This window comes from Bacillus timonensis (genome assembly GCF_004799755.1).
GTDB lineage: Bacteria > Bacillota > Bacilli > Bacillales > Bacillaceae_L > Ferdinandcohnia > Ferdinandcohnia timonensis_A.
Genome location: NZ_SLUB01000032.1, coordinates 1 through 20,628 on the forward strand (window position 1 = coordinate 1; position 20,628 = coordinate 20,628).

21 protein-coding genes are annotated in these 20,628 nt (G+C 38.3%); 3 read left to right on the forward strand and 18 right to left on the reverse strand.

The genetic code is table 11. The features are described from left to right. Positions 1-135 precede the first annotated feature (135 nt). Entirely contained in the window at positions 136-1,050 is a 915-nt protein-coding gene (locus E1I69_RS15710) for an NERD domain-containing protein (protein WP_242634615.1), read from the forward strand. Between the two features lie 636 nt (positions 1,051-1,686). On the opposite strand, the gene E1I69_RS15715 is transcribed toward E1I69_RS15710, so the two are convergent. The 3 genes from E1I69_RS15715 to E1I69_RS15725 form a co-directional block, all read right to left on the reverse strand. Then, a complete protein-coding gene (locus tag E1I69_RS15715; RefSeq protein ID WP_165439165.1) occupies positions 1,687-2,460 on the reverse strand; it encodes a DUF2268 domain-containing protein in 774 nt (257 codons plus the stop codon). Between the two features lie 87 nt (positions 2,461-2,547). After that, positions 2,548-3,786, reverse strand: coding sequence for a beta-ketoacyl-ACP synthase II (gene fabF, locus E1I69_RS15720; protein ID WP_136380514.1), 1,239 nt, complete (start codon positions 3,784-3,786; stop codon positions 2,548-2,550). A gap of 78 nt (positions 3,787-3,864) precedes the next feature. Further along, positions 3,865-4,797, reverse strand: a complete 933-nt coding sequence (locus tag E1I69_RS15725; protein ID WP_136380515.1) for a beta-ketoacyl-ACP synthase III — start codon at positions 4,795-4,797, stop codon at positions 3,865-3,867. A 237-nt stretch (positions 4,798-5,034) separates the two neighbouring features. On the opposite strand from E1I69_RS15725, the gene E1I69_RS15730 reads away from it, so the two are divergent. Continuing rightward, positions 5,035-5,325: a hypothetical protein gene (locus E1I69_RS15730; RefSeq protein ID WP_136380516.1), complete on the forward strand. Its 291-nt coding sequence runs from the start codon at positions 5,035-5,037 to the stop codon at positions 5,323-5,325. Between the two features lie 32 nt (positions 5,326-5,357). Here the strand turns inward: E1I69_RS15730 and E1I69_RS15735 are convergent, their stop codons facing one another. The 3 genes from E1I69_RS15735 to E1I69_RS15745 all read right to left on the reverse strand — a co-directional run bounded on the left by E1I69_RS15735 (position 5,358) and on the right by E1I69_RS15745 (position 7,788). Continuing rightward, positions 5,358-6,314 carry a BMP family ABC transporter substrate-binding protein gene (locus E1I69_RS15735; RefSeq protein WP_136380517.1) on the reverse strand — a complete coding sequence of 319 codons (957 nt, stop codon included), beginning with the start codon at positions 6,312-6,314 and terminating at the stop codon, positions 5,358-5,360. Positions 6,315-6,399: 85 nt separating this feature from the next. Beyond that, positions 6,400-6,966 carry a hypothetical protein gene (locus E1I69_RS15740; RefSeq protein ID WP_136380518.1) on the reverse strand — a complete coding sequence of 189 codons (567 nt, stop codon included), beginning with the start codon at positions 6,964-6,966 and terminating at the stop codon, positions 6,400-6,402. Between the two features lie 90 nt (positions 6,967-7,056). Continuing rightward, complete coding sequence (locus E1I69_RS15745; protein WP_136380519.1) at positions 7,057-7,788, reverse strand: alpha/beta hydrolase; 732 nt, start codon at positions 7,786-7,788, stop codon at positions 7,057-7,059. A gap of 152 nt (positions 7,789-7,940) precedes the next feature. Here E1I69_RS15745 and E1I69_RS15750 point away from each other — a divergent pair, with 152 nt between their 5' ends. Next, on the forward strand, positions 7,941-8,129 hold the full coding sequence (locus tag E1I69_RS15750; RefSeq protein ID WP_136380520.1) for a YjzD family protein: 189 nt from the start codon (positions 7,941-7,943) through the stop codon (positions 8,127-8,129). A gap of 37 nt (positions 8,130-8,166) precedes the next feature. Here E1I69_RS15750 and E1I69_RS15755 read toward each other — a convergent pair whose 3' ends face one another. The 12 genes from E1I69_RS15755 to E1I69_RS15810 form a co-directional block, all read right to left on the reverse strand. Further along, complete coding sequence (locus E1I69_RS15755; RefSeq protein ID WP_136380521.1) at positions 8,167-8,346, reverse strand: YjzC family protein; 180 nt, start codon at positions 8,344-8,346, stop codon at positions 8,167-8,169. A 155-nt stretch (positions 8,347-8,501) separates the two neighbouring features. After that, positions 8,502-9,461, reverse strand: coding sequence for an ornithine carbamoyltransferase (argF, locus tag E1I69_RS15760; RefSeq protein WP_136380522.1), 960 nt, complete (start codon positions 9,459-9,461; stop codon positions 8,502-8,504). After that, positions 9,458-12,580, reverse strand: a complete 3,123-nt coding sequence (locus tag E1I69_RS15765; RefSeq protein WP_136380523.1) for a carbamoyl phosphate synthase large subunit — start codon at positions 12,578-12,580, stop codon at positions 9,458-9,460. Before E1I69_RS15765 ends, argF begins: the two co-directional genes overlap by 4 nt. Then, positions 12,573-13,649 (reverse strand): carbamoyl phosphate synthase small subunit, encoded by a 1,077-nt coding sequence (locus tag E1I69_RS15770; RefSeq protein ID WP_136380524.1) that lies wholly within the window; start codon positions 13,647-13,649, stop codon positions 12,573-12,575. The genes E1I69_RS15765 and E1I69_RS15770 overlap by 8 nt, the downstream gene beginning before the upstream one ends. Positions 13,650-13,754: 105 nt before the next feature. Next, a complete protein-coding gene (locus E1I69_RS15775; RefSeq protein WP_136380525.1) occupies positions 13,755-14,906 on the reverse strand; it encodes an acetylornithine transaminase in 1,152 nt (383 codons plus the stop codon). Continuing rightward, positions 14,906-15,682, reverse strand: a complete 777-nt coding sequence (gene argB, locus E1I69_RS15780) for an acetylglutamate kinase (RefSeq protein ID WP_136380526.1) — start codon at positions 15,680-15,682, stop codon at positions 14,906-14,908. The genes E1I69_RS15775 and argB overlap by 1 nt, the downstream gene beginning before the upstream one ends. 11 nt (positions 15,683-15,693) lie before the next feature. Further along, entirely contained in the window at positions 15,694-16,923 is a 1,230-nt protein-coding gene (gene argJ, locus E1I69_RS15785) for a bifunctional ornithine acetyltransferase/N-acetylglutamate synthase (protein WP_136380527.1), read from the reverse strand. A gap of 17 nt (positions 16,924-16,940) precedes the next feature. Further along, positions 16,941-17,981: an N-acetyl-gamma-glutamyl-phosphate reductase gene (gene argC, locus E1I69_RS15790; RefSeq protein WP_136380569.1), complete on the reverse strand. Its 1,041-nt coding sequence runs from the start codon at positions 17,979-17,981 to the stop codon at positions 16,941-16,943. 139 nt (positions 17,982-18,120) lie between these two features. Beyond that, positions 18,121-18,354: a molybdopterin converting factor subunit 1 gene (gene moaD, locus E1I69_RS15795; protein WP_136380528.1), complete on the reverse strand. Its 234-nt coding sequence runs from the start codon at positions 18,352-18,354 to the stop codon at positions 18,121-18,123. Then, on the reverse strand, positions 18,351-18,824 hold the full coding sequence (locus tag E1I69_RS15800; RefSeq protein WP_136380529.1) for a molybdenum cofactor biosynthesis protein MoaE: 474 nt from the start codon (positions 18,822-18,824) through the stop codon (positions 18,351-18,353). The genes moaD and E1I69_RS15800 overlap by 4 nt, the downstream gene beginning before the upstream one ends. Continuing rightward, entirely contained in the window at positions 18,821-19,330 is a 510-nt protein-coding gene (mobB, locus tag E1I69_RS15805) for a molybdopterin-guanine dinucleotide biosynthesis protein B (protein WP_136380530.1), read from the reverse strand. The genes E1I69_RS15800 and mobB overlap by 4 nt, the downstream gene beginning before the upstream one ends. Further along, entirely contained in the window at positions 19,315-20,583 is a 1,269-nt protein-coding gene (locus E1I69_RS15810; protein WP_136380531.1) for a molybdopterin molybdotransferase MoeA, read from the reverse strand. Before E1I69_RS15810 ends, mobB begins: the two co-directional genes overlap by 16 nt. Positions 20,584-20,628: the final 45 nt, after the last annotated feature.

Here is a 20,628-nt window from a genome sequence, read left to right on the forward strand (position 1 = left end):
ATTTTAATATATTATAAATATATAATATATTGCAATTTTCTAATAAGTTGTCTATACAGCAATATGAAAAAATCAATTGTATGTACGGCGTGTAAGATTTACAATATTCTTGAATCTATGAAAGGAAGTGTTGTTTTGATTATTAAACCTCGTACTATCCCGGATGAATTGATACTATTACGATTGATCCGTGCCCGAAACAAAGTTTCCGAGAAAACGGAGAATCAAATCGTTTCGCTTGAAAAGGGGTATGATGGAGAAAAGATGTTTGACCAACGCATGATTAATCTCTCCCTCGACTGCCTCATCATTAATGACCTGCTATTCGAAACCAGTAATACTCATTATCAGATCGATTCACTCCTAATTACTCAACCAAAAATTCATATTTTTGAAGTGAAAAATTATGAAGGGGACTACGTTCTCGATGGAGATTCTATGCGTATCCTTTCATCAGGTAAAGAGATTAAAAACCCGCTCCTTCAATTAAATCGAAGTGTCTCTCTCTTTCGGCAATTCCTTCAACAGCAGAGGTTGAACTTTTCCGTCGAAGGCCACCTCGTATTCATTCATCCTGAATTTTACCTCTATAATGCTCCTCCCGAATTACCGATTATTTTTCCTACTCAACTTGATCGCTTTCTTAAACAACTAAATACTCAATCATCGAAATTGATCGGAAAACATCAAGGACTTGCAAATAAGCTTTTGGCTTCGCATATTAAAGACTCGCCTTATTCACTGTTGCCAGAGTATAGCTATGATGAGATGGAGAAGGGGATTTTGTGTGGGAGGTGTGGAGAAGGTTTTATGTTAAGTGTAGATCATCTTCATTACTTAACATGTGAAAAATGTAATTTCGCTGAAAATAAGGAAACTGCTATTTTAAGAAGTATAGAAGAGTTTTCACTATTATTTCCGAACAAAAGAATTACAACAAATGCAATTTATGATTGGTGTAAGGTAATCAATTCAAAGAAAACAATCAGGAAATTGCTTCAAACAAATTTTAAGCATGTGCGTTTTGGAAATTCTTCATATTTTGAATGATTGTTGTTGGTTATAATCTTTTTATTGATTAATGTGGTGGTTAATAATTATTTGGATGACTTCAGTTTCCTTTTTCTAGGTGAGCCAGGGCACTCCACAGCCTCTGGAAGGTTACTTGTTTCCTTTTTCTAGGAGAGCGTGGGCACTCCACAACTTTTAGAGTGCCACCAGTTTCCTTTTTCTAGGAGAATGAGGGCACTCCACATCTTCTGGAGGGGCACTTGTTTCCTTTTTCTAGGAGACCAAGGGCACTCCACATCTTCTGGAGGGGCACTTGTTTCCTTTTTCTAGGAGATTAGGGCACTCCACAACCTCTGGAGGGGCACTTGTTTCCTTTTTCTAGGAGACCAAGGACACTCTACAACCTCTGGAAGGTCACATATTTCCTTTTTCTAGGAGACCAAGGGCACTCCACAACCTCTGGAGGGTCACTTGTTTCCTTTTTCTAGGAGACCAAGGGCACTCCACAACTTTTAGAGTGCCACCAGTTTCCTTTTTCTAGGAGAGCAAGGGCACTCCACAACCTCTGGAGAGACACCAGTTTCCTTTTTCTAGGAGAACATGGGCACTCAATACAAAAACTATGTTTTCTAACCACAAAAAAACCCAGGCCACACCCATCCTGCGGTTAATAAATCACAAATACTCCTTCACAAACTCTATTGAATCCAGCGCAAATATGTCCTTAATACGTAGTTTGTGAGATTCCAGATAGTTTCGGACTAAATAATAGCCCGCGCAATATCCAGCCATTTTCGGGTAAAATCCCTTACCGTACAAGAGATCGTTATGTTTTCTTTCATTTCTTTTCATGTTTCGATTCGGGATGATGAGTTGCTTTACTATTTTTCGGAGTTCTTCATCTGTGTAATATTTCGTCCAGCCCACTAAATTTGCGCTGCCACATTGCTCGCGGACCGCATTCTCGGCAATTCCCTCTAATATCACTGTATCCAAAAGTGTAAAGTTAGCTTCATTTTTTTGGAGTTTTTTCAAACGACATACATGATTGTATTCATGGGTTAAAACTGCTTTTATTTCAGATTGGGTATTATGCGGTGAGAAAAAAAGAAATAATTTGTCCTTAAAGGCAAGGCCTGATTTCCCATTAAATTCCCGTTTAATTTTGGAGTTTGCTCCGTCAGCCGGGAAAACAAAAATCGGAACCTTTGGTCCGTTCCATTGTTTTTGTAAGACACCATATTCCTTTTCTACTGTTTCCCATACATTTTTCGGAAGTCTCTCAAGTATGTTTTTAGAGGTTGACCTATACATTCCGTGCATCATTAGATATTCGAAAATATCGTGGGCAGTAGCCCCCTTGGGGAAAAAGCTAGTTAGTTTTTTACAAACTTCCATCGGATTTGCATGTGATTCCTTCAGCCATTGATCCGTACGTATTACTGCCACTTCATCACATCCTTTCACAGACACTTTATTGTATTCAAGTCCGCGAAAAAAGAGCCAGACCTTTTAAGTCTGACTCTTATCGATACATTATTGATATTTTTTAAAAAGAATTGTTGCGTTGTGTCCACCGAAACCTAGAGAGTTACTTAGTGCGACATTTACTTCCTGCTTTCTTGCTTTATTAGGAACATAGTCTAAGTCACATTCTGGATCTGGTGTTTCATAATTAATCGTTGGTGGGATAATTCCTTCTTTAATCGCAAGAATTGAGAAGATCGCTTCGACACCACCAGCTGCTCCAAGCAAATGACCTGTCATTGATTTTGTTGAACTAATTGCAACTTTATAAGCATGATCAGCAAAAACTTCTTTGATTGCTGCTGTTTCAAACTTATCATTGTAGTCCGTGCTCGTTCCGTGAGCATTGATGTAATCAACATCACTTGGAGTAAGACCTGCATCTGCAATAGCTTGACGCATTGCGCGAGCTCCACCTTCTCCACCTGGTGCTGGAGCTGTGATATGGTGGGCATCACCAGTTGCTCCATAACCTACGATTTCTGCGTAAATATGAGCACCACGTGCTAATGCATGTTCTAGTTCTTCAAGAACAAGAATTCCAGCGCCCTCACCCATTACAAATCCGTCACGGTTTTTATCAAATGGACGGCTCGCTGTTTTTGGATCAGGGTTTAACGATAATGCTCTTGCCGAAACGAATCCTGCAAATGACATATTCGTTAATGGGGCTTCTGTTCCACCTGTGATCATGACATCCGCGTCACCGCGCTGGATCACTTTAAAAGCATCTCCAATTGAGTTCGTACCTGTTGCACATGCTGTTACGGTACATGTGTTAATTCCTTTTGCTCCAATTGCGATGGATACCTGGCCTGCTGCCATATCCGGAATCATCATTGGTACATAAAATGGGCTTACACGTCGATAGCCTTTTTCCAAGAAAATCTTGTGCTGTTCTTCATGTGTTTCCATTCCGCCAATACCTGAACCAATCCATACTCCCACTCGTGGAGCAATTTCATCGGTGATCGTTAATTTAGCATCCTCAACAGCCATTAAAGAAGCAGCCATTGCATATTGTGTAAAGCGGTCCATACGACGTGATTCTTTTTTGTCCATGTAATTTTCAGGATTAAAATCCTTTAATTCCGCCGCCACCTTTGCAGGTAAGCCTTCGATTTGAATTCTTGTTAATGGACCAATCCCTGAGACCCCATTTTTTGCGTTTTCCCAAGTTGTTTTCACATCATTGCCTAATGGCGATACTGTGCCTAATCCAGTAACTACTACACGTTTATTTTGCATACCTGTTCTCCTTCCAACCTATAAAAAATTCCTATCATGCGTTGCGATTAAGGATGTTTTGTAAGTAAAAGTTGTTCCTTAGCGTCCCCATCTGATACAGATGGCACCCCAAGTTAAACCTCCACCAAATCCTACCATTACTATTACGTCATCGTCTTTAATTTTTCCTGCTTGGATATCCTCAACAATTGAAATTGGGATTGATGCTGCAGATGTATTTCCAAACTGGTCTACCGTTTTTGACATTTTTTCAACTGGAAGTTCAAGTCTTTCTCTTGAAGCTTCCATGATGCGAATATTGGCTTGGTGCGGGATTAAGTAATCTACATCTTCTCGTTTTAATCCAGCTTTTTCAAGTACATGTACACTTGATTCGCCCATTTGTCTTACAGCAAATTTGAAAACCTCGCGGCCATTCATAATGATGTGTTCGTCTTGGTAAAGATGTTTACCACCCGTACCGTCTGCACCTAATTCAAACGAAAGGATTCCTCTCCCTTCTGAAACTTCACCAAGGACAGCTGCGCCTGCTCCATCTCCGAATAATACGGCTGTGTTACGGTCGCTCCAGTCCACGATTTTTGAAAGTTTTTCAACACCTACTACTAATACATGCTTATAAGTTCCCGTTTCAATGAATTGCTTACCTGTAATGATTCCGTACATAAAACCGGCACATGCTGCACTAATATCCATTGCAGCTGCGTTTTTTGCACCAAGACGCTCTTGAATCATGCATGAAACAGATGGGAATGGATGGTCAGGCGTAACTGTAGCTACGATGATCATGTCCAACTCTTCTGCCGTGATTCCTGCATCTTCAATTGCTTTTCGCGCTGCTTCATAGGCCATATCAGATGTATTTGTATCATCATCAGCAATTCGACGTTCTTCTATTCCTGTTCTTGTTCGTATCCATTCATCTGATGTATCTAGTATTTTTTCAAGATCCTGGTTTGTTACCACTCTTTCTGGTACGAATCGATTGATTCCGATTATTCCTACACCCATATAAACATCTCCCTTTTTTATGAGAAAAAACACGTTATATTTCAATTCTTATTATCAAATCTTATGACTTGGTACTAATTTTAATTCATTTTTTTCATGATATCAACTATTTGGTTTTATTTTTTGTAAGATTCCACGTTTGCCTATTCTTATGCATGATACAGGCCTATCTCTTTTTTTACCTTTCTACATATGAATAGAGTAACAGAAATTTAAAATGTAAGTTGGTGATAAAAAATGAGTAAAGAGCATGAGGATTTGGATGCGAAGCAAGAGGAATCCAAGGTGAAGCAAGAAAGTGAACCTGAAACTTCCAAGATGGACCGGTTTGATCGTCTCATGTTTGGCCCTCGTCCAAGGAGAGATGAAAACAGAACACTAGAAAAAAATACGAAAGCAAACAAAACAGATGAAGTAGATTTTAATCAACTTATGGGCCAACTAGATGATATTATGACTTCTATTGGTAAAATTAAACCAGCGTTCAAAGACCTTTCCCCCTTTTTAAATTTTTTTAAAAAAAAGTAAGAAGAAGCTATCACACCATGTGATAGCCTCTTCTATTTTGAAGGAAGATCCCCTGTTTTTTTATATTCTTCAATATACCCTGTTAATTCTTTTATAAATTTTTGATCGACCTTTGGACTAAAGGTGCCCATAGAAATCACGTCATCCTGAAAATCAAAATAAAGGGTCCCAGATGCGAGCTCGCCCTCATTAAATTTATTTGTGACTAAAAGATAGAGTTGATCTATGTGCTGCACCGTACTAGTGTAGACTGTCTCTTTACCTAAGTCGGATTGGTCTGACACATAGCCAATTGCATAGAGGCCATCTTCTTTAAGCCTTTCTATTACAGGAACATTGTACCCATCTCCAGCAGGGTAAATAATATCTACTCCATCAGCTATCATTTTTTCTGCTATTAATAGTGCCTTCTCATCGTCATCCCAGTTTTGAACATAGCCAATATCTACATCAACTTCATCATTTTGAAATAAAACACCTTCATAAAATCCATTGATCTCAGGTTGCCATTCAAATGCCGCAATGATCCCGACTTTATTCGCTTCCGTCATTTCCCCAGCGACCATACCACCAAAAAAGCCCATGGCATGCCCTTTAAAGTTTAGGCTCGTAACATTCTCTTTTCTTGTATCTCCATTAAAAAAAACAAAATGGACGTCAGGGTATTCATCTGCAATCTCATTAAAAATTTCAGCATATTCACTTCCATGACCAAATATCAAATTGACGCCTTTGTCGATAAATTCATCCACAGCTGCCCGTGTCGAAGTTTCCGAGGTAATTCCTTCTTTGTAAAAGATATCAACTTGAAATTTTGATTTTATTTGCAATAATCCCTTATATCCTTCAGTCCCCCATACCTGATCATCAATTGTATCCGGTACGAGTAAGCCTACTTTTTTCACCCCAGTATTGTCATCTGTTTGTCCACAAGAAACAAGGATGGTTAATAGGAATAAGAGTGTTATCCACCTGAACGGCTTTTTCATTACTACAACTCCTCCAAAAACCAACAACAAAATCATCTACTTATATTTTATTGTACTTAATAGGAATTTGAAAGAAAAAAAAGGTCTAGCCATAAAAGTTTTGGAAAATCCACTCTTCGTGATCATTCTTTTTATTGATTGCCTCTTTTAACTCTTTATTTGAAAAATCGATGAACGTAAACAAAAACTCGATATTTTTTGTTCGAACTTTTTGATGTTCACACAAGCTATTATTCATTTTAATTTTGGCATACCAGTTGTCGTCAAGTTCGTCTTCTAATTCATGCTTTGTATTCCTGCTAAACGTATGTGCAGATATTAAAATCAGCTTTGTTTTTGTATCATTACAGTATTCTAGCACCGATTGAAGGCTTTCACCTTTTTTTTCGTTACGTTCCGATGTCATAGGGTTATACCATGGGTAAATCACGGCATCTGATTGCATGAACATATTTTCGTTCCCTATTGCTTTTGCAGACTCAATAAATTCAAAAAAAGCATTGCGCCCAATGCGCAGCATTTTATCCTCTTCAGGGCTATTTTCCTTTGGGGGTGCATCCACTCCAATCACATGGATTTCCTTATCAATCATTCTGCAACAGAGTCCATATCCTACAAACGAGAAAGCGTCGAATAGGATGACCTTTTTCACTTGTAACATCTCCTATACAATTTATTACAGTAATCGTATGCTTGCTGACAAATAAAAAGTCCCTATCCTAACAAAAGAAACAGAGACTTTTTATAATTCCTTTTCATTTTCTTTGAAGAAGCTTCCAATTGCGCGGCTGAATGCATAGGTATTTTCACTAATATGATAGCTTAATGTAACCATCTCATTTATGCCTTGGTTTGTCTTACTGTGTATTTCGGGAGTGTATGTTCTTTCATTTGTACTACGCCAAATTTTGATTGGGATATTTGTATGAAGTAATTTATTACTTGGTGCTAATTCTTCAATATTCGCTTCAACTTCCCTTTCGTCAAGTTGATAAGCATGAGCAATTTCTTTTATTAGTTTTTTATAGAAAAATTTATTTTTTCTTTCATTATCGATATGTGCCATTATATCCATGCAGGGATTAAGGAATGCCATAGAACGAATTTCATTATTTAGCTTTTTGCTTAACTGCATAGCTGTTAAAGCACCCATTCCTTCCGCCAGAATATGAATGCGTGTATTTAAAATTTCTCGTTTCATAATGATGTGGTAAAGCTGTGTGGCTAATTTAACGGAAGTTGGGTTTCCCCAGTTTGCACCGTATAAATTTGAATAAAATACTGTATATCCTTCATCTTTTAGATATTCTAGGATTTGAGACCTTGCATAGTTCTGAATCCAAAAGCTTGAGTTCTCTTCTACAAAATTTGTTTTATCCCCAATGATTAAAACAGCGAAGCCATTTGGACGTTTTGGCAAATGAAGAGCAGACCACTCCGTGTCGAGCTTAAAAAAAAGTTTGTTTTGTACCATTTTTCCCTTCTCCTACTCCTAATTTTCGTCCTTCATGATTAGTGTATGTTGTGGTCATAAAGATGAAAGGGGGAAATGCCTACAAATATCTTTTCTATCAGATGTCAATTGTGGTAAACTAATTACAGATATTGTTTAATGAGGTGAAGATCTTGCGTTATTTTTGGACATTTTTTTGGACATTCCTGTTAATCCAAATGGCTTCATATGTAATTGGATCGATGCAGGCAGCTACATATTCATTTAAAACAGCTTCAATCGTAGCTGTTATTGTGACAGGCTTAATCATTATTTTAGGTTCTGTTATTCCAAATGAGCCTGTAGAGGAACCACATCATTAATATGCAAAAAAAGACCCTAAAGGGTCTTTTTTGTTAGTCACGGCTTTCTTTTATATGTCCATTTACGATTGTGGTTAGAGTTTTCTGGGAATGGGTCACCAGCATTTAATTTAACGCTTTTTGGATTTTTAACCATATCTCCTTGCTCGCCGATTTCTACATAAATCCCATTATTTGGTGCTTTATGCCCTGCACGAAATTCATGACTTTGCCCCATCTTAATCCTCCTTTTGAATAGTACTTCAAGCTTACTATTCCCACTCATACTTAAATTCATGTTAAAAAGCAGGTGTAGGATGAAAGGTCAGTTAGCATCCTGTAAATAATTAAATGTGGGTCATGGGACCTGTCCCCTTGACCCACGTTAGGTATTTATTCCATTATTGCTTTTAAAACGGCTTTTTGAGCGTGAAGGCGATTCCCAGCTTGTTCAAAAACAACAGAGTGTGGACCATCGATCACTTCCGCTGTTACTTCTTCACCACGATGAGCCGGTAAACAGTGCAAGAAGAGATAATCTTCATTCGCTACATTTACGAGTTCGGAATTCACTTGATAAGGCATGAATACTTGCTTTCTTTCTAGCTGTTCCTGCTCTTGGCCCATGCTTGCCCAAACATCTGTGTAGATAAAATCTGCACCCTGTACACCTTCGACTGGGTCATGGCTCACTTCAATGACTGCATTTGTCTCTTTTGCAATTTCTTTTGCTTTCTCTACAACAAATGCTTTCGGCGCATATTGAGACGGACAAACAACCGTGCAGTCTAATCCAACCTTTGCTGCAGCAATCATTAAAGAATGGGCTACATTATTTCCGTCTCCAACATAGACGAGTTTGCTTCCATTAAATGATTTATTTCGTTCATAAATCGTCAGTAAATCAGCTAATGCTTGGCATGGATGAAAATCTTCTGTTAAGCCATTAATGACAGGAATACTTGCAAACTCCGCAAGTTCTTCAATTTTTTTATGTTCAAATGTACGAATCATGATTGCATCTACATACTCAGATAAAACCATTGCCGTATCCGCAATTGATTCCCCTCTCCCTAGCTGCATATCATTGCTATTGAGATAGATGGCATTTCCCCCTAACTGAAGCATCCCTGCTTCAAAGGAAACTCTTGTGCGGGTTGAATGCTTTTCAAAAATCATTGCCAAGGTTTTCCCTTTTAAATAGGGAGTATCTTCCCCATTTTTATGCTTTTGCTTGATTTCAATGGCTGAATCTAATAACGCGATGATATCTTCCTTTGTTAGGTCAAGGAGAGTGAGTAAATCCTTTCCTTTTAACGATTTACTTAGATTATGTTTTAAAGTAGTAGTCATTTGACAATCACTTCTTTCTCATTTTTGAATAGTCCTCTACGTTCTTGAATCGACATGACTGTAAAGTGGGCATCATGAATTCCTTTTAAAAATGCCTGTAATGTCTCTAGTTCCGTAAATACATGAATTCGTTGTTGACTTGCTTTTATTTTATTCTTTTTTGAATTATCTTTATTTAAACTCACAAATGCCAAAGCCTTATCGCTCTTGACCCATTCTGAAATGTCATTTGCGGTAGAAACCATTAAACCAATTCTTTTAGCAATTTGCACGATGTCTGATGGAATTTGATCTGTATCAAAAATAATTTCGTTTGCATTTTTTTTCGATAAAATATAGCTATGGAATACTTTTGTTAAGGCCTCGTCAATTGTTTCTGCAATACTGATTCCTTCCCCAGTTGATTTCATTTCCGGGCCAACCGTTGGGTCACCAAGCAGTTTATAAGTAGAGAAAACAGGATACTTTACCGTAAAGTAAGGTAAATCAGGTAAAAGGCCAGTTTGTGATGAAACCTCTTGTAATGACTTTCCAAGCACAAGTTTTGAAGCTAGTTGCGCCATTGGTATTCCTGTTATTTTACTTATAACGGGAACAGTACGACTAGCACGAGGGTTCACTTCAAGGACGTATATTTGATTGTCATTGATAACAAATTGGATATTCATAATCCCTTTAAACTGAAGTTCACGGACGATTTTTTCTGCATAGTCTGTCACGGTTTTCTTGTTTTCTTCAGTTAATGAAATGGCTGGCATAATCGCATGACTATCACCTGAGTGAACACCCGCTTTTTCAATATGCTCAACGATGGTAGGAATGAGAATTTCATGCCCATCAGAAAGTAAATCAATTTCGATTTCTAAACCAGGAACATAAGCATCAATAAGGAGTGGAAATGAATCACTTGAGATCTCTTTTACAAAGGATATAAGCTCATCCTCGTCATTGATGACAACCATTCCTTTCCCACCAATTACATATGACGGACGAATTAATACTGGGTATCCGATTTCAGACGATTTTTCCAGTAAATCTTGCGTGTCTTCAGCAATTTCGCCAGGAATATGTTTAATATTCACCTTTTCTAATAGCTTATAAAAACGGTCGCGGTCTTCAAGTTGGTCAATGACATCATGAGTAATTCCCACAATCGATACACCTGCTGCCTCTAATCTTTGTGCAAGATTAATGGCTGTTTGACCACCAAATTGTACGATTACCTGATCTACTTTTTCAGCTTCAATTACGTTTAACACATGTTCAAATGTTAGTGGTTCAAAGTACAATTTATCCGCAATTTCATAATCGGTACTGACTGTTTCAGGATTATTATTCAGTAAAATCGTCTCATAGCCTTCCTCTTGCAAGGCGAAAATTCCATGAACAGAACTATAGTCAAATTCAATTCCCTGACCAATTCGAATCGGTCCAGAGCCAATGATTAATACCTTTTGTTTAGAAGAACCTTGAGTTTCATTTTCTCCAAAATAGCTTGAGTAGTAATAAGCTGTCTGTGCAGCAAACTCACCTGCACACGTATCTACACATTTGTAACTAGGAAGTATACCAAGCTCTTTTCGTTTTGACCGAACAGATGATTCTTTCTCTTGACAGAGGAGCGCAATGTATTCATCTGAATATCCTTTTTCCTTTAGAGACTGCATAAATTCTACGGTAAACTCAGGCAGAGCTGTTTGACGAATCTCTTCTTCGCGCTTTACCAATGTTTTGAAAATCTCGAGGAAAAAGAAATCGATTTGTGAAATCGAATGAAGTTCTTCAACAGTTGTTCCTCTTCTAATCAACTCAAGAACAGCAAAGAAACGATTTTCACTTGCTTTTTCAACAAGCTTGAGAAGTTCCACAGTCGATTTATTCTCAATCGCAGGCAAGCGTAGACTTATATTATCTCCCTCTAATGAATGAACTGCTTTTTGGATAGCACTTTCTAGATTACGATCAATTGCCATTACCTCACCTGTTGCTTTCATTTGGGTTCCAAGCATCGTAGGAACATCTGTAAACTTATCAAATGGAAAGCGCGGGAATTTCACAACAACATAGTCTAGTGCCGGTTCAAAGCTTGCAAAGGTTTTTCCTGTTACTGGATTTACTAACTCATCTAATGTATATCCTACCGCAAGTTTTGCTGCCATTTTTGCAATAGGGTAACCTGTTGCCTTCGAAGCGAGTGCCGAAGAACGGCTAACTCGAGGATTCACTTCAATTAAATAGTAATTCTTACTGAAAGGATCTAAGGCAAATTGAATATTGCAGCCACCGATAATACCTAAAGCCGAAATAATTTTAATAGATGCCGAACGGAGCATTTGATATTCTTCATCAGTTAAAGTTTGAGATGGAGCGACAACAATTGAGTCCCCGGTATGAATGCCAACAGGATCGATATTCTCCATATTACAAATCGTTATACAGGTTCCCTTATGGTCACGCATAACCTCATATTCTATTTCTTTGTATCCAGCAATACTTTTTTCAATTAAACATTGAGTAATCGGGCTTTCGGATAAGCCATTTTTCGTTAGTTCTTCTAATTGCTGTAACTCATGCGCAATGCCTCCCCCTGTTCCCCCCAATGTGTAAGCTGGACGAATAATAACAGGAAATCCTACCTTTTCCACAAATGCTTTTGCTTCTTCAACTGTTGTTACAATTTCACTGTCTGGAACTGGTTCATTAAGCTCATTCATTAAGCTTCGAAATGCCTCTCGGTCCTCTCCTTTTTTGATTGATTCGATATGGGTACCAAGAACCTTCACATTATATTTATCTAAAATACCTTCTTCACTCAAGCTAAAAGCTAGGTTCAGACCTGTTTGACCTCCAAGTGTCGCAAGTAAACCATCTGGACGTTCCTTTTCAATGATTTTTTCAAGACTCTCAACAGTTAATGGTTCAAAATATACAATATCTGCATTGACTTCATCCGTCATAATAGTTGCTGGATTATTATTTACTAAGATGACTTTATAGCCTTCTTCGCGTAAAGCTCTGCAGCCCTGTGTACCAGAATAATCAAATTCTGCTGCCTGCCCGATTACGATGGGGCCAGAGCCAATTACTAAAATGGTTTGTAGGTTTTGATCCTTAGGCATATATCTTTTCTCTCCTAACAGTACAGTTGTTTGCTACAAATTCATCAAAAATCCAACTGCTCTCTGACGGTCCTGGATGTGCTTCTGGATGAAATTGGACCGTTAATATAGGAAGCGTTGTATGTGTTAATCCTTCTACTGACTTGTCATTACAATTTTTAAAGCGTGCTTGTAATTTTGTATACTTCAAGCTGTCTTCATCCACTACATAGCTGTGGTTTTGGGATGTAATATAAACTTTATCGTTAAGTATATCTGTCACTGGTTGGTTAGCGCCTCTATGACCAAATTTCAGTTTTGTTGTATCTCCACCTAGGCTTAAGGCCACAAGCTGATGTCCTAAACAAATGGCAAGTGTCGGGTAAAATTCAATCAACTGTTTAATATTTGGAAGTTGCTCCATTAAATCCTTTGGATCCCCTGGTCCATTAGATAAAACAATGCCATTCGGTTGGATATCTTTGATTTTTTCAAAGGAAGTTGTATATGGTACAACCGTTACTTTACAACCCCTTGCTAAAAGAGAATCTAAGATTGATTTTTTATAACCAAAATCAACTAATACGACATGGGTATCACCTGTACCAAATGTTTGCCATTCCGTACTTGTTACTTCTTCCACAGGATTAGTCACTGAGGACAGAGATGATACATCGAACAAATCAGAATCACTAATCACGGCCTGCATGGTTCCTTCCGTTCTAATTCTTTTAACAACTGCGCGAGTATCGACATGGGCAAGCAATGGTATATTCCATTTTTCAAGATACTGTTTTAAAGAATGCTTTGCGTTGTAGTGAGAATAAGACTCCTTTGTTTCATATACAATTACGCCAGCCACGTGTGGTTTTTTACTTTCAAAGTCAAATTCATTAATTCCGTAATTTCCGATTAGTGGATACGTGAAAACAATGATTTGATTTTTATAGGAAGGATCCGTTAAAACCTCTTGATACCCAGTCATTCCGGTGTAAAATACGATTTCTCCATTCGTAACATCCTTTGCATTGTTTGGAGATAACGTTCCTTCAAAGCTTTCGCCATTTTTCAAATGTAAATATCCCTTCATTGTTCCACCTCGTATTTTTATTTAATTAGCGGTATTTTTATACAAATATATTCAAAAAAAATGATGTATGATGCCTGATAATTAGACATTCTTTACCCACGTATGCTAGGCACTATACTCCACTATCGAATTATTTTTTATCATCTTAACAGCCTCATCAATTTGTTCATATGAAACTGTTAATGGTGGTAATAACCTAATAACATTAGGTCCAGCTTGAAGAACTAACAATCCATTTTCACGTAGCTTTGTCACGTAGGCTGTGACTTCAGCTTTACACGCAATTCCTAGCATTAATCCACTTCCACGGATTTCGGTTACCAAATCTTGATCTGTTAGAGCTTTTGAAAGCTCATCTTTTAAATAAGCTCCTTTTTTCTCAACCTCTGCTAAAAATTCATCTTGACAAATAATCGATAATGTTGCTTTGGCTGCAGCTAACGAAATTGGATTGCCACCAAATGTAGAGCCATGTGAGCCTGGTCCAAATGCTTCCTTCAGCTTTTCCTTTCCAAGCATGGCACCCACAGGAAGGCCACTTCCTAAACCTTTTGCTAAAGTGATGATATCAGGGGATAGATTGAAATGCTGGTGGGCAAATGCTCTGCCTGTTCGACCAATCCCAGTTTGAACCTCATCAATAATGAAAAGTGCTCCGCTCTTCTCACAAAGTTCTTGTATCTTTTTTAAAAACGTTTCTGTACCAGGAACGACTCCACCTTCTCCTTGAACAACTTCAACCATTACAGCCGCGACTGAATCATCCATTGCTTCTTCTAATGCTTCACAATCATTGTAAGGAAGATAGACAAATTCCTGCAGTAGTGGGCCAAATCCTGAATGAATCTTGTCTTGCCCAGTTGCCGCCATCGTTCCAAATGTTCTGCCATGAAAAGATTGAAGAAACGTAATAACCTTTGACTTTTGTGTATATTTTCGCGCAAGCTTCAATGCTGCTTCATTTGCCTCGGCACCACTGTTACAGAAGAAAACGGCATCCAGTTCTGAATTCTCTACAAGTTTTCCGGCTACTTCTTGTTGAATATCAGATTTAAATAAATTTGAAACATGCCAATATTTCTTTAGTTGTTCTTCTACGGCGTCGATTACAGCCGGATGGCGGTGGCCAAGATTACAAACTGCGATTCCAGAGACAAAATCTAAATATTTTTTTCCTTTATTATCTACAATGATTGCACCTTCTGCTGATTCAACTGTTAAATCCCATCTCGCATAGGTTGGAAATAGTGCATCCATTAAACCACCTCAAGTTCTTTTACGATTTTTGTTCCTTTTAAAGTTCCGTCCATTGCTAACAACGAACCTTTTCCATTGATGACAATGATTTCGTTTATTCCCCCGTCATTAAGAGCAGTGAGAGCGGCTTTCACCTTTGGAATCATTCCACCGTAGATGGTTCCCTCTTCGATCAGTGTAAGAACAGAATCTGTTGAGAGTGAAGGTAGAACTTCACCATCTTTTTTAATTCCATCTACGTCTGTAACGAATAGTAAATGATTTGCCTTTAATGCTGTAGCAACACTTGCTGCTGCAGTATCTGCATTGATATTGTATTTTGTATACTTCTCATCAATCCCGATTGGTGAGATGACTGGAACAAAATTTTGAGATAAAAGAAATTCCAGGAAGGAAACATTGACTTTTTCAACCTCACCGACAAACCCTAATTGCTCAATGTCTGCAGGTTTGGCTTTTATTAGTTGTGCGTCACAACCAGATAATCCTACTGCGGGGATCCCTGCTTTCTCTAGTTCAATGACTACTTTTTTATTAACTGTTCCGGATAATACCATTTCAACAACATCTAGAACTTCCTTTGTTGTTTTCCTCAGCCCATTCACAAATTCGCTTTCTATTTTCAAAGAAGTGAGTGTCTGACCAATCTCCGGTCCACCTCCATGAACAATTACGACTCTATATCCACTTTCCTTTAATTCTTTTAAACTATTAAAAAATGAGTCTGACAGCTGAGCTAAAATGCTTCCTCCGCATTTGATAACAATTGTCTCCATATCTAGTCTCCTCACGTGCGATAGCTTGCATTGATTTTGACATAATCATAGGTCAAGTCACAGCCCCAAGCCGTTCCTTTACCATTTCCAAGATGGAGGTTTACGTGTATGACAATGTCTGTTCCTTCAAGATACTGTTTTGCTAGTTCTTCTGAAAAAGCCATTGGTTGGCTTCCTTTTAGCATTTGAATGGAGCCAATGGAGATATCCACAACATCCGGATTCACAGTTGCTACACTATGACCAATCGCCCCGATAATTCTTCCCCAATTCGCATCTGCTCCGTAGACTGCTGTTTTAACAAGGTTTGAACCTACAATTTTTTTAGCCACAATACGGGCATCGACATCAGATAAAGCACCTGTAACATTGACTTCTACGAGTTTTGTAGCGCCTTCTCCATCCTTTGCAATTTGCTTTGCAAGGTCTTCGAAAGTGGACTGCAAGGCTGATACAAATGAATCCCATTCAGGATGCTCTGGTGAAAGTTGATTATTTTCTGCTAACCCACTTGCCATTACCAATACCATGTCATTTGTTGACGTTTCACCATCTACTGTGATTTGGTTAAACGTTACATCAGTGACGGCTTTCATCGCTGCTTGGAGGGAATCTGAATCAATGTTTGCATCTGTTGTTACAAAGCCGAGCATCGTCGCCATGTTTGGATGGATCATCCCTGATCCCTTTGCTGCTCCGCCAATGGTAATTTTCTTTCCATCAATTGTTGTTTGATAACATGCTTTTTTCATTACTAAATCCGTAGTTAAAATCGCTGTTTGAAAGTCACTAGCAGCTTCTGCTGTATTAGTTGGCTCAAGTTGATTGATACCTGCTTTGATTTTATCCATCTGTAGGAGTTCACCAATTACACCCGTTGAAGCAACTGCAACTAGGTGATCTTTGATTCCAAAATGAGCAGCTGATTCAGCTCTCATTTCATATGCATCTAGTAAACCCTGTTCACCTGTACATGCATTCGCACAAGCGCTATTAATGACAACTGCTTGTAGTTTATTTTCTACAGCGATACTTTCTTTTGTCACCTTTAAAGGAGGAGCTTGAAAATGACTTTGCGTATATACGGCTGCACAGTTCGCCGGAACATCACATACAATTGCCCCTAAATCCTTCTTTGAATAACGTAATCCGGCATGAACACCTGCTGATTTAAATCCTATAGGAGTTACAACAGACCCCTCTTCTACTTTTAAAACTTGAATTTCCTTCATATCAATCATGCAAAGTCACTCCTTTTCTATGGGAATAATGGGACGTAATGTAACCCTGTTTTTTCGTCTAAACCAAACATGATATTCGCGTTTTGGATTGCCTGACCAGCAGCTCCCTTTACTAAGTTATCGATTACTGAAACTACGGTTATCCGGTTTGTTCTTTTATCAAATGCAAGGCCGATATCACAATAATTTGTGCCATACACTTCTTTCGTTGCAGAGAAGGTACCCTTTTCTCTGATTCTTACAAATGGTGAATCCTGGTAACTTTCCTTATATATTTCATATAGCTGCTCCAATGAAAGTGAATCTACTGCACTATTAATGTACATCGTTGACATGATTCCTCTAGTCATTGGCACCAAATGAGTACTAAATGTTACATATGGAATGGAGGCGTCCCAGCCTTGAATCACTTGCTCAATTTCTGGAATATGTTGATGCTGATTCACTTTATAAATTGAAAAGTTATCATTGCTTTCAGCAAAATGGGTGGTTCTTGAAGGACTTTTTCCGGCTCCAGAGATACCAGATTTTGCGTCAATTACAATTGAGCTTTCATCAATTAATTCATGCTTAATGATCGGTGCTAACCCTAGTACAGTTGCCGTTGGGTAGCAGCCTGGATTTGAGATAAACCTACTATTCTGAATCTCTTCTTTATACCATTCTGGTAAACCATATGTAGCTTTGTTTAAATCCTCCTGTAAGGCAGCTGGCTTCTTATACCATTGTTCATATACATTTGGATTTTTTAAACGATAATCCCCTGAAAGGTCAATAATTTTCACATTTTCATTCAGCAACTCAGGCACAATGGTTGTTGAAACTCCTGATGGTGTTGAAAGAAAAACAACGTCCACTTCATTAGCTATCTTCGGAATATCAATTTCTTCTAATGAATGATTTACAAGATTCGTTACATGCGGGTAGACCTCTGAAAGCCTCATCCCTGTCTGTGACGAAGTATGAATGGAATGCACATCTATAGATGGGTGGTTTGCCAATAATCGTAGTAATTCAATTCCGCCATAACCTGTAACCCCTATAATTGCCGCTTTCAAAATATCCACCTCATTGTTTTTATTAATATTTGAATATGTATCATTATAAAGCTGTATAAAAATTAAATCAATTGTATTTTTATAAAAAATCTGATTTTTTTCGCAAAAAAAAACACCAGTAAGTGAAGTTGATTTTAAATCAACCTCCACTTACCGGTGGAATCAAAGCAACAGTATCTCCTGCTTTTACAATATCTTCATCGATTGCATACTCTTCATTTATGGCAAACATGATTTGATCAAGATTTTTTAAACCATTTTCATTAGCAAGCTTCTCTTTTAGAGAAGAAATCGTTATTTGATCTGCATGTACCGAGATCCTTTCGGTTCCCGCCATTTCCTGTAAATGGGCAAAAAATAAAACCGTAATCATTTTAAATCCTCCTCTTCAGGTTGGCCCGTTGCATATTGTTTCGTTTCTAACTGATCTCCAATCCACATTTCCCCGTCTTCCCAATGTTCTTTTTTCCAGATAGGGACAATTTGTTTTATACGTTCGATTGCATATTCATTTGCTGCATAGGCATCCTTACGATGGGGTGTGGAAACGGCAATGACGACTGCTGCTTCAGAAATATCCAAACGCCCAATTCGGTGGGTAATAGCCGTTTTCGCTTCCGGCCATCTTACCGAAATTTCTTCACCAATTTGAGCAAGCTTTTTTTCTGCCATTGAAATATACGCATCATATTCTAAATAAAGGGTTCTTCTTCCCCTCGTAAATTCGCGAACCGTTCCAATAAAAGTCGTAACTGCGCCAGCTTCTCGTCGAATGACCTTATTTGTGACCTCTTCAACCCGAATCGGCTCATTCGTTATTTCAAATAAATCATTATTATTCATTGATGTACCTCACTAAATATCCAATTTAAATAGTTCTCTTCTGCGTTTATATGAAAAAGAGGGAAATTGGTTTGAATCGGTATCCAGCTTATAACTGCCACGATATTTGTTAATGAAGTTAGCAACTCCATATCCTCTTCCCTTTTAATTAAAACAATTTTAGGATATTGTGCGTTTTTATATCCTTCAATTACTATCATATCATGTTCAAAAAACGCGTAAAGCTGAATTAGCTTCTCCAGCGTCCATTGGGAAGTTTTCGCTTCAAGCTGCATACTTCCTCCACCCTCTACGATTGTTGCAGATGCTCCTGCTTTAAAGTGGCGGGAAGAATCTTTTTCTTGATGAATACTTTGTAAGCGACTTTGATGTCCATGGTGCTTAATGGTCGCGATATGATAACCAAACTCAGAACCTTTTTTTACAATCTTTTCAACTAGTGTCGTTTTCCCGCTATTTTGATACCCGACGACTTGGAGAAGTGGAAACCTTATTTCCAAGGCCATCTACTTCCTTCCTGGTCCTCTAGGTACAATACGTCTACCTCATCACCTTTGCCAAATCCGCGCGTTCCACCTGGTAAAACCATAAATGCATTTGCCCCTGCTAGTGAGGATACGACATTTGATTTATCAAGACCACTTGGTGTCACTACAAGTTTTCCATCAGAAAAGCTGATTTTACTTCTTACAAATCTTGTAAATGGATTTGGCTTTGGGAAGTCAGCATCGAGCACTGCTTTCGCCTTTAACTGATGCGGGCAGGTAGAAAATAATCTTGTCCGCACTACAGGTCTAACGAATAATTCGAAGCCTACATAACAAGCAGAAGGATTTCCAGATAACCCAAACAATAACTTACCATGTAGTTGAGCAACAGTAGTAACGCTTCCCGGTCTCATTGCAATTTTATTAAATAAGACTTCCGCACCTAATTTTTCATAAATGGCTGGAAGATAATCATAATCCCCGACAGAAACTCCACCAGTCGTAATTAAGACATCCACTTCATCGATTGCATTTTTGATTGACTCAAAGCAAAGCTCAAAATCATCTGGTAGTTTCCCGAAATACTTTGGTTCCGCCCCCGCTCTTTCAATTTGTGCACTTATCATATAGGCATTGCTATTTCGAATTTTTCCAGGGGCAAGCTCCTCATGGACATCAAGCAATTCTGTCCCGGTAGCATAAATACCGACAACTGGTTTTTTAGCAACTTCTACCTGATGGTAGCCAAAAGTGGCTAAAAGTGCTTTAACACCAGGATTAATAGAGACGCCTTTTTCCACTAAGACTGAGCCTTTTTTGGTATCCTCCCCTTGAAACGATACATTATCGCCAGATTTAAATGGTCGCTTTATAGACATGTACTTCTTTCCATCACGTTCATATTCAGTTGTTAATTCAAGCATCACAACTGCATCACATTCTGTTGGCATCGCTGCCCCCGTCATGATTCGAACCGCTTGAAAAGCCTCGACTTTTTTCGTTGCAACCGACCCGGCGCCAATTTCTTCAATTACTTCAAATTCAATTGGATTTTCTAGTCCCGCATTTGTTGTATCCATTGCCCGAACAGCAAACCCATCATATGGTGACCGATCAAAATGTGGTACATCATGATCAGCAATTACATCCTCCGCTAAAAATCGTCCATAACTTGCTTCTATCGATACTATTTCCTTTGTCCCTTTTCCCGCAAATTCCATTACTCTTGATACCGCTTCTGGAACGGGTATGGGTGTTCTTCTTTCAACCATCTTTTTTCACTCACTTTTTATCTACTTTTTTCCTATTGTAGTATA

Coding starts and splice junctions, on each gene's coding strand:
- E1I69_RS15800 (WP_136380529.1), bottom strand. CDS start 18,824: ATGAATAATAATGATTTATTTGAAATAACGAATGAGCCGATTCGGGTT.
- argJ (WP_136380527.1), bottom strand. CDS start 16,923: ATGATTGATATGAAGGAAATTCAAGTTTTAAAAGTAGAAGAGGGGTCT.
- argB (WP_136380526.1), bottom strand. CDS start 15,682: ATGGAGACAATTGTTATCAAATGCGGAGGAAGCATTTTAGCTCAGCTG.
- E1I69_RS15725 (WP_136380515.1), bottom strand. CDS start 4,797: ATGGGTGTAGGAATAATCGGAATCAATCGATTCGTACCAGAAAGAGTG.
- moaD (WP_136380528.1), bottom strand. CDS start 18,354: ATGATTACGGTTTTATTTTTTGCCCATTTACAGGAAATGGCGGGAACC.
- argF (WP_136380522.1), bottom strand. CDS start 9,461: ATGACTACTACTTTAAAACATAATCTAAGTAAATCGTTAAAAGGAAAG.
- E1I69_RS15735 (WP_136380517.1), bottom strand. CDS start 6,314: ATGAAAAAGCCGTTCAGGTGGATAACACTCTTATTCCTATTAACCATC.
- mobB (WP_136380530.1), bottom strand. CDS start 19,330: ATGGCCTTGGAAATAAGGTTTCCACTTCTCCAAGTCGTCGGGTATCAA.
- E1I69_RS15770 (WP_136380524.1), bottom strand. CDS start 13,649: ATGAAGGGATATTTACATTTGAAAAATGGCGAAAGCTTTGAAGGAACG.
- E1I69_RS15765 (WP_136380523.1), bottom strand. CDS start 12,580: ATGCCTAAGGATCAAAACCTACAAACCATTTTAGTAATTGGCTCTGGC.
- E1I69_RS15755 (WP_136380521.1), bottom strand. CDS start 8,346: ATGGGGCAAAGTCATGAATTTCGTGCAGGGCATAAAGCACCAAATAAT.
- E1I69_RS15745 (WP_136380519.1), bottom strand. CDS start 7,788: ATGGTACAAAACAAACTTTTTTTTAAGCTCGACACGGAGTGGTCTGCT.
- fabF (WP_136380514.1), bottom strand. CDS start 3,786: ATGCAAAATAAACGTGTAGTAGTTACTGGATTAGGCACAGTATCGCCA.
- E1I69_RS15810 (WP_136380531.1), bottom strand. CDS start 20,583: ATGGTTGAAAGAAGAACACCCATACCCGTTCCAGAAGCGGTATCAAGA.
- E1I69_RS15775 (WP_136380525.1), bottom strand. CDS start 14,906: ATGGATGCACTATTTCCAACCTATGCGAGATGGGATTTAACAGTTGAA.
- E1I69_RS15730 (WP_136380516.1), top strand. CDS start 5,035: ATGAGTAAAGAGCATGAGGATTTGGATGCGAAGCAAGAGGAATCCAAG.